Genomic DNA, 11,571 nt, shown 5'->3' with positions numbered 1-11,571 from the left:
GCCGCGCCGCTTTGGCCCGTGTCTCAGACCCCTGTTTCGGCCGCGCTCAGATCGCGGCGGTGACGGTCATGGTCGAGAGATAGGCCTCGATCCCCTCGATCCCGCCTTCCGAGCCGTAGCCCGAATCGAGCACGCCGCCGAACGGGGTCTCGGGCAGGGCGAGGGCGAAATGGTTGATGCCCAGCATCCCCGATTTCAGCCGGTCCTGAACCTCTTGCGAGACCTCCATCGAGCGGGTGAAGAGATAGGCGCCCAGACCCACCGGCAGCCGGTTGGCCTCGGCCAGCGCGGCCTCAAGGCCGGCGCTGCGGACCACCAGCGCGATCGGGCCGAAGGGTTCCTCGTTCATCGCCAGCATCTCGGGGGTCATGCCCGAAACCACGGTGGGGGCGAAGAAATTGCCGATATTGCCGACGCGCGCGCCGCCGGTCTCGACCTTGGCGCCCCGGCTTTCGGCATCGGCGACCATCTCGGCGACCTGGTTCAGCTGTGCCTTCTGGGTCAGCGGCCCCATCTGGGTGCCCTCTTCCAGCCCGTCGCCCAGCTTCAGCGCGGACGCGCCCTCGGCCAGGCGCGAGACGAACTCGTCATGGACCGCATCGTCGACGATGAAGCGGGTGGGCGAGACGCAGACCTGGCCCGCATTGCGGTATTTCCACTGCACCGCCATCGGCACCAGCCGGTCGAGATCGGCATCGCCCGCGACGATGACGGGGCCATGGCCGCCCAGTTCCATCGTCACCTTCTTGAGGTGCTGGCCCGCCTGCGCCGCGACGATGCGGCCGACCCGGGTCGAGCCGGTCAGCGAGACCTTGCGGATTTCGGGGGCCGCGATCAGCGCGTCGGAAATGTCCGAGGTCTTGCCCCAGACGACAGAGATGGCGGCCGGGGGCAGGCCCGCATCGAGCAGCGCATGGCCGATCATCCAGGCCGTGCCCGGGGTTTCCGAGGCCGGCTTGATCACCACCGAACAGCCCGCGCCAAGCGCCGGGGCGACCTTCTGCATGGTGTTCCAGGCCGGGAAGTTCCAGGGCGTGAAGCAGGCCACCGGCCCGGCGGGCTTCTTCAGCACGCTGATATGGATCGAGGGCGCGCGCGAGGGCACGATCCGGCCATAGACCCGGCGGCCCTCTTCGGCGAACCAGTCCAGAAGATCGGCCGAGCCCATCCATTCGCCCCGGGCCTCGGCCAGCGGCTTGCCCTGTTCCAGCGTCATGATACGGGCGGCCCGGTCGGCGCGCTCGCGCATCAGGTCGGCTGCGCGGCGCATCACCTTCGAGCGCTCATAGGGCGACAGCGCCGACCATTCGGCAAAGCCCGAAAGCGACAGGCGCGCGGCCTCTTCGGCCTCGGCCCGGCCTGCGCGCGGGATCGTCGCGAGATCCTGCCCGTTGGCGGGGTTCGACACGGTCATCGTGCCTTCGCTGGCGGTGGCGCGGGCCTCGCCGCCGAGGATGAGGGTCAGGTCGGGATACATGTCGGTCTCCATCCGGTTTCGGGGGGCTCAGCCCGCCGAGATTATGCCTTGTGCCGCCTTCCGGGCAATCATCATCACTGCCGCCTGGGTATTGCCCGAGACCATTTCGGGCATGACCGAGGCATCGGCCACGCGCAGCCCGTCAATGCCCCGGACCTTCAGCTCGGGGTCGACGACGGCGGCGATATCGGTGCCCATGCGGCAGGTGCCTGCCGCATGATAGATGGTCTGGCCATTGGCGCGGGCAAATTGCAGCCAGTCCTCGTCGTCCCGGCAGTCCGGCCCGGGGCTGAGCTCGGCCACCCGGAAGGCATCCATCGGCGATTGCCCGACGATCTCGCGGCCCAGCTTCATGCCATCGACCATGGCGCGCCGGTCCTCGGGGTGATCGAGGAAATTCGGCCGGATCTCGGGCTGCACCGCGAGATCGGGCGAGACGGCATGGATCGAGCCGCGCGATTGCGGGCGCAGCTGGGTCACGCCCAGCGTCATGCCGGGGAAGCGGTCGAGCTTGCGCTCGGCGGCATTTGCGTAGCTGGCATGCATGAAGAAATACTGCACGTCGGGCCGGTCGAGCCCCGCGCGCGAGCGCAAGAACCCATGCGCGAGCCCGGTGCCGTAGGTCAGGACGCCCCGCCGGTTCAGCGCGTATTTCGCGACCTCGCCCAGCAGCTTGGGAAAGCGCGTCAGCTCGTTCAGCGTCACGGGTTGCGAGACCCGCCAGTTCATACGCGTGCAGAAATGGTCGAGATAGTTCTCGCCGATGCCGGGCAGGTCATGGACGGCCTCGATGCCGAGACCGCGCAGCCGTTCGGCATCGCCGATGCCCGACAGTTCCAGCAGTTGCGGGGTCTGGACCGCGCCCGCGGCCAGGATCACCTCGCCCGCATCGACCCGGACCGTGCCCGAGGGGCGGGCCAGCATGACGCCGGTCGCCCGGCGGCCCTCCAGCAGGATGCGGGTGGCGCGGGCATGGGTCAGGACGGTCAGGTTGGGGCGGCGGCGGGCCCTGGCCAGCCAGGCGCGGGCCGCGGAATGACGCTCGCCGCGTTCCTGGTTGACCTGATACCAGCCGACGCCTTCCTGGCGCGCGCCGTTATAATCGGGATTGACCGGCTGGCCCTGGGCCCTCGCGGCATCGATGAAGGCCTGGCCCACGGGGTTCTTCTCGACCACCTCGGAAATCGGCATCGGGCCGTCCTGCCCGCGCATGCCGTCCGGGTCGGGGCCCGCCCAGCGTTCGAGCGCGCGGAAATGCGGCAGCACGTCGTCCCAGCCCCAGCCGGTGCAGCCGCGCTCCGCCCAGAGGTCGTAATCCTGGGGCTGGCCGCGGACATAGATCATGCCGTTGATCAGGGTCGAGCCGCCCAGCCCCTTGCCGCGCGGAATGGCGATCCGGCGGTTCAGCGTGGCGGGCTCGGCCTCGGACCAGAAACCCCAGTTATAGGCGGGGTTGGTCAGGAGCTTGTAGAAACCGGCGGGGATGGTGATCCAGGGCGAGCGGGCCTCGCCGCCCGCCTCGCACAAGAGGACCGAGGCGCGGCCCGAGCGGCTGAGCGTCTCGGCGAGGATGCACCCCGCCGTGCCGCCGCCGACGATGACATAGTCGAAGCGGCTTCGGTCGGGCAGGTCTTGCGGCATCTGGCGCGTCCTCAATCCTGTTGGGTCGGCTTGGGCAGGGCGCCCAGATGTTCGGCCATCAGCCGGATCTGCTGGCGCAGCATCGGCAGGCCGGGATGGACCCGTGCCCCGGCCGCGCGGGCTGCGGCCAGAAGTCGGGTCTCGACCGGGTCCATGATCGCGTCGGCCACGACCTGACCGGCATGGAAGGCGGTATCGTCCAGCGGCAGCGGATCGTCCGGCTTCAGCCCCAGCGAGGTGGCGTTGACGATCAGGTCGCGCGAGGCGGTCTCGGGCGCGCCGGCGCCGACGGGCACCTCGGGATAGGCCTGGGCCACCCGGGCGGCGAGATCCTCGGCCTTGCCGCGCGAGCGGTTGACGATGGTCAGGCGGCGGACCCCGGCCTCGGCCAGGGCAAAGGCGATGGCGGCCCCCGCGCCGCCCGCCCCCAGCAGGCAGGCATCCATGCCGCCGGGCTCGATCCCTTCCGAGCGCAGCCCCTCGACAAAGCCCAGCCCGTCGAGAATGGCGCCGGTCAGCGTGCCGTCGGCCTCGCGCCGGACCACATTGACCGCGCCGATCCGGGCGGCATCGCCAATCAGACGGTCGCAAAGCGCGACGATCTTCGTCTTGTGCGGCACGGTGACGACGAAACCGCCGAAGCTTTCGATGGCCTTCAGGCCCGCGACCGCGGTGGCGAGGTTCTCGGGATGGACCTGCATCGGCACCATCACCCCGTCGATGCCCTGGGCGGCGCAGAGCGCGTTGATTTCCTGGGGCGTTTTCACATGGCCGATGGGATCGGCGAGAATGGACCAGACCCTGGTCTTGCCGGTGATCATGCTGTTCCTCATGTCATCAGAAGGCCGCCGGCGACGTCGATCGTCTGGCCGGTGACAAAGCTCGATTCCGCATCCGTCAGCCAGAGCGCGGCCTCGGCCACCTCGGCGGGCTCGCCCAGACGCGCCAGCGGCGTCATCTCGACCTGGGCGGCATTGACCTCGGGGGCGACGCCAAGGACCATCGGCGTCTCGATCCGGCCCGGGGCCAGCGCGTTGACGCGGATGCCATGGGGGCCGAGCTCGCCCGCCAGATGCCGGGTGAAGCCCAGGATCGCGGATTTGGTGGCGGCGTAATGGCAGGCGACCACGGGCATGAAGGTCTTGCCCGCGACCGAGGACATGTTGACGACCCAGCCGCGTTTCGCCGCGATCATGCTCGGCGCCAGCGCGCGGACGGTGTTGAAGCTGCCGGTGAGGTTCACGTCGAGCACGTGGCGGAACTCGGCCGGGTCCATTTCCCAGACCTTGTGGGCGACGCCGTCATGCTTGGGCGAGATGCCGGCATTGTTGATGACGGTGTCGAAATTGCCCCCGGCGGCCTCGAGCGCGGCGGAAAGCGCGGCGTAATCCGAGACATCGCAGGTCACGGGCAGGACCGATCCGGCGGCGTCGGAGGCCGCGATCTGCGCGGTCGCCCCGGCCACGGCCTCGGGGTCGAGATCGCAAAGCGCGACGGTCGCGCCCCGCGCGGCGAAGGCCTCGGCGATGGCCAGCCCGATACCCCGGGCGCCGCCGGTGACCAGCACGCGGCGGCCCTGATGCGACAGGCGGTTGCGGAATTCGGGGCGGACGGTTTCGCTGCGGGTCATGGTCATATCCCCAGATAGGCCTGCCGGACATAGTCGTCCTGCAGCAGGTCTTCGGCGCTTTCGGACAGAACGATGCGGCCGTTTTCAAGCACATAGCCGCGCTGCGCGACCTTGAGCGTCGAGTAGACATTCTGCTCGACGATCAGCACGGTGGTGCCCTTGGCGGCGATCTGCTGCACCACCTCGAAGACCTGCGAGACGATGATCGGGGCGAGCCCCAGCGAGGGTTCGTCGAACATCAGAAGCCGCGGATTGGCCATCATGCCGCGGGCGATGGCGACCATCTGTTGTTCGCCCCCCGACAGCGAGGAGGCGGTCTGGTTCAGCCGCTCGCGGACCCGGGGGAAGATGTCCAGCACCTCTTCCAGGCGCTCGTCCTGAAAGTCGCGTGCGGCACGGCGATAGGCGCCCATCAGAAGGTTCTCGCGCACGGTCATGTCGGGGAAAAGCTGGCGCCCCTCGGGGATCAGGGTGATGCCCCGGTCGACGACCTGATCGCCCCTGAGCCGGGTGATGTCCTCGCCGCAGAAGGTGATCCTGCCCGATGTCGGCGCGATCAGCCCGGCGATGGTCTTGAGCGTCGTCGTCTTGCCGGCGCCATTGGCGCCGACGATGGTGACGATCTCGCCTTCCCCCACATCGAGGCTGACATCCTGCAGGATCGAGGTCGGGCCATAGCCGGCATGGACGTTTTCAACGGTGAGCATTGGCGAACTCCTTGCCCAGATAGGCCTCGATCACATGCGGGTCGCGCACCACCTCATGGGGGTCGCCCTCGGCGATGACCTCGCCCGCAGCCAGGACCAGCACCCGGTCGGACAGCGACATCACCGCCTGCATCACATGCTCGATGGCGATGATCGACACGCCGCTGTCGCGGATCGACAGCATCAGGTCGATGGCGCGGCGCACATCGGTCTGGTTGATGCCCGCCATCACCTCGTCCAGCAGCAGGATGCGCGGCTCCATCGCCATGACCCGGGCAACCTCCAGCCGCTTGAGCCCGCCGATGGTCAGCCCGCGCGCCTCGTCCTGCAGCAGCGGGCCGAGACCCATCCGCCAGGCGGTCTGGCGCGCGGCCTCGCGGGCATCATGTTCGTCATGGTGACGGTAGAAGGCGCCGACCATGATGTTTTCCTCGACCGTCATCGCCGCGAAGGGCTGCACGATCTGGAAGGTCCGGCCGACGCCGAGGGCCGCGAAATCGGCCGGGTTGACCGGCGTGTGATAGCCGCCATCGGGGCCGCGCACGGTGACCGAGCCCTCATTCGGGGTGAGGAAACCCGAGAGCATGTTGAACAGCGTGGTCTTGCCCGCGCCGTTCGGCCCGATCAGCCCCAGAACCTCGCCCTCGCGCAGGGTGAAGTTGACGTTCTTGGTCACATGCAGGCCGCCGAAGCGCTTGTTGAGGTTCTGGACCCGCATCACGTCGCGGCCGATGCCCTCACGGTCGGGCGAGGGCGGCGTCGCGGCCTGTGCGGGGGCCTTGATGCTGTCGGTCTGGGTGGTCTTCTCGTCCTCGTCGATGTCATGATGCGGCGCGCGGCGGAACTTCTGCAGCACGCCCATGATGCCGTTCGGCATGAACAGCACCGCCAGGAGCAGCACGACGCCATAGACGAAGCCGTGCAGCCCCAGCGCCGAGGCGCCCAGCGAGGCCCGCGCCCATTCGGTCAGCGGCACCAGCAGCACCGCGCCCAGCAGCGGCCCCGAGACGGTGCCGAGCCCGCCGATCAGCGCGAACATCGCGATCTGGATCGAGAAGGTCAGCGAGAACATCGCCGAGGGCTCGATGAAGGTCAGGTACATGGCGTGGAAGGTGCCCAGCATGGCGCAGAGCCCCGAGGAGATCGCGACCGCGACCAGCCGCACCTGCACCGTCTTGACGCCCGCCGCCTTGGCCGCGGATTCGCGTTCGCGGGTGGCGATCAGGTAGAAGCCGAGCCGCGAGCGGCGCACCGCCCAGACCACGACCAGCACCGCGACCAGCATGCCGAAGATGATCAGAAGCGACGGCCAGCGTTCGCGGAAGACCATCCAGGTCCAGCCCAGCTTCAGCGGGATCATCTTGCCGGTGGCGCCGCCGGTGAAGTCCGAGAAATGCAGCGTCAGGACCCGGAACACCTCGAGAAAGGCGATCGAGGCCAGCGAGAAGAACGGCCCCTTGAGGCGGAAGCAGGGATAGGAGATCGCCATGCCGACGATCGCCGCGATGCCCGCGCCCGCGAACATGCCGATCCAGGGGGTGATGCCGAGATTGACGAGGATCACCGCGGTGTAGGCGCCGATGCCGTAGAAGGTGGCATGCCCCAGCGACAGCTGCCCGGCAAAGCCGCCGACCAGGTTCCAGGCCGAGGACAGCGCCGCCATCAGGCAGATGGTGACGAAGATATGGGTGACGAAGGCGTTGCCGATCCCCAGCGGGATCAGCAGCAGCGAGGCCAGGACCAGGGCCACGCCGATGGCGGGCCAGGGCAGCGACGGGGCGGGCACGGAAGAGGTGCCGGAGGTCGTTTCGTTGCTCATGTGAGGGGCCTCAGGACAGGTGCGACAGGTTTTGCCGGGCGCCGAACAGGCCGGACGGCCTCAGGATCAGGATCAGCAGGAACAGCCCGAAGACGACGGCCTCGCGCAGGTCCGAGCCGATGTAATAGCCCGACAGCGCATCGACCTCGCCGATGATCAGCGCGCCGAGGAAGGCGCCGGGGATCGAGCCGAGCCCGCCCAGCACCACCACGACGAAGGCGGTCAGCACGAAATAGGTGCCGATATTGGACGAGGTCGGGTAAAGCGGCGCGATCAGCACGGCGGCAAGGCCGACGCAAGCGGCGCCGAGCCCGAAGGTCAGCACGTAGATATGGTTTACATTGATGCCCATCAGCTCGGCCGCGCCGCGGTTCTGGGCAACGGCGCGGATCGCCCGGCCGGTCTGGCTGTATTTCAGGAACAGCTCGAGCCCGACCACCAGCACGATGGCCGCGCCGAAGATCATCAGCTGCCCGCTGAGAAGCCTCAGATCGCCGAATTCCAGCGGCGCGCGCAGGCCATGCGGCGGGGTATTGGCGATGTCGGCGCCGAAGATCAGCAGCGCCAGGTTGATCAGCGCGGTCGACAGGCCGACGGTGGCGAAGATCTGGATATGGTCGTCGCGGGCCGACATCAGCGGCTGGATCAGCAGCCTTTGCGTCAGCGCGCCCATCACGAACAGCACCGGCACGACGACGATGACCGCCGCATAGGGGTGCAGGCCCAGCTGGGTGGTGATCAGCCAGGTGATGAACATGCCCCCCATCAGGAACTCGCCATGGGCGAAGTTCACCACCTTGATGATGCCGAAGATCAGGGTCAGCCCGATGCTGACGATGGCGAAGAGGCCGCCCAGCATCAGGCCGTTCAGAAGGATTTGCAGAAATGTCGTCATGTCGGCTCCGCCACGTTCGGAGGGCGGGCGGCACCCGCCCCCGCCGGTTTGGGGGGTGTTCGCTGCCGCCGGGGCCGGGGCAGATCCTGTAAGTCGTCCGGCGACAGGGCCGGTGACATGGCTGGCGGCGGGGCCGGAGGCGGGGACCGGACCGGTTGCCCAGGCGGCCCCCGATCCGATCAACCGGGCCGGTCAGCCCTGCCTGCCAGCCTTGCCGGTCACTCGGGCAGGCGGATCTCGGCGACGGCGGCATCCGACGGATAGACCGTCACCAGCTTGCCGTCCTGCCATTGCATGCCCATCATCCGCGCGCGCTCGTTCTGGTTGGTGTCGTCGAACTTGACGCCATAGCCCGCGGCGGTGCTGCCATCGGGAATGTCCATCGCCTTGACCGAGGCGACGATCTGGTCGGGTTCGACCCCTTCGCCCTCGCCGATGGCCTGCAGCACCGCGAGCGCGCCGACATAGTTGGTCAGCGAATGGCCCGAGCGCGGCTCTTCGCCATATTTGGCGCGATAGGCGTCGAGGAAGGTCTCGATGCCGGGGGTGAAGTCGGGATTGATCGCGTATTGGGTGAAATCGACATCATAGATGCCGTCGATCACGTCATCGCCGACCGCATCGGCCGTGGGCTGCATCGAGTAGCCGCCGCCGCCGCCGATGATCGCCATCGGTTCATAGCCGGCCTCGTTGGCCTGTTGCAGGAACAGCACCGTGTCGTTCTGGTAGGAGGTCTGCAGGACGACGTCGACGCCCTTGCCCTTCAGATCGAGCACCAGCGAGGACATGTCGACGATATTGGCCGGGTAGCCCGATTTCAGCACCACGTTCAGCCCGCGCTCCTTGGCATGGGCGACCTCGTGACCGGCGACCGAGGTGCCGTAGGAGCTGTCCTCGTAGATGATGCCGATCTTGAGATCCTCGGGCGCCTTGCCGGCGGCCGGCGCGATCTGGTCGGCCAGCATGTCGATGATGGCGATGCCCATGTTCTCGGCGGTGGGGTTGGTGCGGAACAGGTAGGTCATGCCGCGCCCGGTCACCTCGTCGGCGACGGCGCCGAGCTCGAAATAGGGGATGCCCGCCAGCTCGGTCACCTGCGAGGCCGCGATCACCCGCGACGAGGAATAGGTGCCGAACACCGCCTTGACGCCCTCGAGCGAGATCAGCCGCCGGGCCTCGCCGATGGCCTGGTTGTTGTCGACGGCATCGCCGCGCTCGAGCACGATCTGTTCGCCGTGAATGCCGCCCTCGGAATTGATCCGGTCGACCGCAAGGTCGAGGCCGCGCGCGCTTTCCTCGCCCAGCAGCGCCAGCGGGCCGCTGAAGGGATAAAGCGAGCCGATCTTGACATCGGCCATTGCGCTGCCGGCGAGCGTCAGGCCAAGGGCCGTGCCCAGCAGGATGGATCTCGTGGTCATCGTGGTTCCTCCCGTTTCGGATGACGTGTCGTTCTGGCAGGCGGCACGACCGGGCGTCCCTGGGGGCGCGCGGCCGGTCGGCCGAAGTCTGGGGGTGTTCCCGGCTCAGTCGGCCGAGGTCAGGAGCACGATCTTGCCGGTATGGGCCGAGGCCTCGAGCCGGGCATGGGCGTCCTGCACCCGGTTCAGCGGAAAGGTCGAATCGATGATCGGGCGGGCGCCCTTCTCGAGGATCAGGGGCAGCACCTTCGCCTCGATCTCGCGGGCCAGCTCGGCCTTCATCGCCAGCGGCCGTGCCCGGAGCGTCGAGCCGCAAACCGTCAGCCGCTTGAACAGCACCGGGCCCATGTCCAGCTCGGCGCGCGAGCCCTGCTGGAAGGCGATCTGGGCGATCCGCCCGTCTTCGGCCACCAGGTCGAGATTGCGCTGCATGTAGGGCCCGCCGACCATGTCGACGATCACCTCGGGGCCCTTGCCGCCGGTCAGCTCGCGCACCGCGGCGACGAAATCGGTGTCGCGGTAATTGACCGAGGCCCTGGCGCCCAGCTTTTCGGAGGCGCGGCATTTCTCGTCGCTGCCGCAGGTGGTGATCACCTCGGCGCCGATCGCCCTGGCCAGCAGCGTCGCGGTGACGCCGATGCCCGAGGTGCCGCCATGGATCAGCGCGGTTTCCCCGGGCTGCAGCCCGGCGCGGATGAAGAGGTTCGACCAGACCGTGAAATAGGTCTCGGGGATGCCCGCGGCCTCGGTCATCGACAGGCCCTCGGGCACCGGCAGCGCGACATCGGCCTGCACGATGGCCTCTTCGGCATAGGCACCGCCCGCGACCAGGGCCATCACCCGGTCGCCGGGGGCAAAGCGGGTCACGCCGGGGCCGCATTCGAGAACCTCGCCGGAGAGTTCCAGCCCCAGCACGTCGGAGGCACCGGGCGGCGGCGGGTAGTTGCCCTCGCGCTGCATCGCATCGGGGCGGTTCACGCCGGCGCCATGGACGCGGACCCGCATCTCGCCCGGCCCGGGGGCGGGAAGGGTCCGGGTTTCAAGCGTCAGCGCCTCGGGGCCGCCCGGAACGGGCGCGGTCACGGACAGCACGCCGGTCATCGGGCGGGTCCCTGGCAACAGGCGGTGCTGGCCTTCCCGGTCTCAAGCGACTGTGACAATTTGAACATGCAACCTCCCGTTTGCCCATGGCGGCTCCCCTTCCGCCCTGCGACGTTATGTGTAATTTGTTATAACAACATGTCAACACGATTTCGGGGAGGAGCGGAGGTGAGGACATCATGAACGGGGCCGATCCGGCGGCCTGGATCAGGCCGGTCGAAAAACAAAGCCTGAGCGAGCAGGCCTATAGGGGATTGCGCAATGCGCTGATGCGGGGCGAGCTTCAGCCCGGCACGGTGCTGACGCTGCGGCCGCTGTCGCAGCGATTCGGCATCAGCGCGACGCCGATGCGCGAGGCGCTGATGCGGCTGGTGGCGGAAAACGCGCTGCGGCTCGATTCGCGGGGGCGGACCTGCGTGCCGCATCTGACCCGCGGCATCCTGATGGAGATCCGCGGCATCCGCGAGCATCTGGAGGGCAATGCCGCGGCCGAGGCCGCGCGTGTGGCCGTGCCCGGGGATATCGATGCGCTGGAAGCGATGCACCGGCGGATGATCGCGGCGCAGGATGCGGGCGATTTCGCCGAGGCGATCGGCGAGAACACCCATTTCCATCTGATGCTGTGCGAAATGGCCGGGCAGCCGGTGGCGCTGGATCTGGTGTCCAATCTCTGGATGCGCTGCGGGCCGATCCTGTCGCATCTCTACGATGCCGGGATCCCGCCCAACTGGGAGCCGCATCCCCATCGCCGGATCGTCGCCGCGATCCGCGCGGGCGATCCCGAGGCCGCCCGCGACGCGCTGATCTACGACATTCGCGGCAATGGCGAGGGGTTGCTGGCCCATGTTGCCGAGGGCCTGCCCGATTAGGGCAGGCTCAGGTC

Annotated in this window: 10 protein-coding genes; 1 reads left to right on the top strand and 9 read right to left on the bottom strand. The window is 68.4% G+C overall.

The features are described 5' to 3' along the window. Positions 1–46: 46 nt before the first annotated feature. The 9 genes from A6W98_RS19745 to A6W98_RS19705 all read right to left on the bottom strand — a co-directional run bounded on the left by A6W98_RS19745 (position 47) and on the right by A6W98_RS19705 (position 10,688). On the bottom strand, positions 47–1,477 hold the full coding sequence (locus A6W98_RS19745; RefSeq protein WP_042465935.1) for an NAD-dependent succinate-semialdehyde dehydrogenase: 1,431 nt from the start codon (positions 1,475–1,477) through the stop codon (positions 47–49). A 27-nt stretch (positions 1,478–1,504) separates the two neighbouring features. After that, positions 1,505–3,118 carry a GMC family oxidoreductase gene (locus A6W98_RS19740; protein ID WP_042465832.1) on the bottom strand — a complete coding sequence of 538 codons (1,614 nt, stop codon included), beginning with the start codon at positions 3,116–3,118 and terminating at the stop codon, positions 1,505–1,507. 11 nt (positions 3,119–3,129) lie between these two features. Further along, positions 3,130–3,939 (bottom strand): shikimate dehydrogenase family protein, encoded by an 810-nt coding sequence (locus tag A6W98_RS19735; protein WP_042465830.1) that lies wholly within the window; start codon positions 3,937–3,939, stop codon positions 3,130–3,132. Between the two features lie 8 nt (positions 3,940–3,947). Next, positions 3,948–4,748 (bottom strand): 3-oxoacyl-ACP reductase FabG, encoded by an 801-nt coding sequence (gene fabG, locus A6W98_RS19730; protein WP_042465932.1) that lies wholly within the window; start codon positions 4,746–4,748, stop codon positions 3,948–3,950. 2 nt (positions 4,749–4,750) lie between these two features. Continuing rightward, entirely contained in the window at positions 4,751–5,455 is a 705-nt protein-coding gene (locus A6W98_RS19725) for an ABC transporter ATP-binding protein (RefSeq protein WP_042465827.1), read from the bottom strand. Beyond that, entirely contained in the window at positions 5,442–7,274 is a 1,833-nt protein-coding gene (locus A6W98_RS19720) for a branched-chain amino acid ABC transporter ATP-binding protein/permease (RefSeq protein ID WP_081257635.1), read from the bottom strand. The genes A6W98_RS19725 and A6W98_RS19720 overlap by 14 nt, the downstream gene beginning before the upstream one ends. A 10-nt stretch (positions 7,275–7,284) precedes the next feature. Continuing rightward, a complete protein-coding gene (locus A6W98_RS19715; protein WP_042465822.1) occupies positions 7,285–8,169 on the bottom strand; it encodes a branched-chain amino acid ABC transporter permease in 885 nt (294 codons plus the stop codon). Positions 8,170–8,387: 218 nt separating this feature from the next. Then, positions 8,388–9,587, bottom strand: a complete 1,200-nt coding sequence (locus tag A6W98_RS19710) for an ABC transporter substrate-binding protein (protein WP_042465819.1) — start codon at positions 9,585–9,587, stop codon at positions 8,388–8,390. 105 nt (positions 9,588–9,692) lie between these two features. Further along, positions 9,693–10,688 (bottom strand): NAD(P)H-quinone oxidoreductase, encoded by a 996-nt coding sequence (locus tag A6W98_RS19705; protein ID WP_042465817.1) that lies wholly within the window; start codon positions 10,686–10,688, stop codon positions 9,693–9,695. Positions 10,689–10,867: 179 nt separating this feature from the next. Here A6W98_RS19705 and A6W98_RS19700 point away from each other — a divergent pair, with 179 nt between their 5' ends. After that, positions 10,868–11,557 carry a GntR family transcriptional regulator gene (locus A6W98_RS19700; protein ID WP_042465814.1) on the top strand — a complete coding sequence of 230 codons (690 nt, stop codon included), beginning with the start codon at positions 10,868–10,870 and terminating at the stop codon, positions 11,555–11,557. Positions 11,558–11,571 lie beyond the last annotated feature (14 nt).

Origin of the sequence: Rhodovulum sulfidophilum DSM 1374 (assembly GCF_001633165.1) — a bacterium.
Taxonomy (GTDB): domain Bacteria; phylum Pseudomonadota; class Alphaproteobacteria; order Rhodobacterales; family Rhodobacteraceae; genus Rhodovulum; species Rhodovulum sulfidophilum.
Note: the sequence above shows the minus strand (reverse complement) of the source record. Positions and strands in the feature narration are given on the sequence as shown.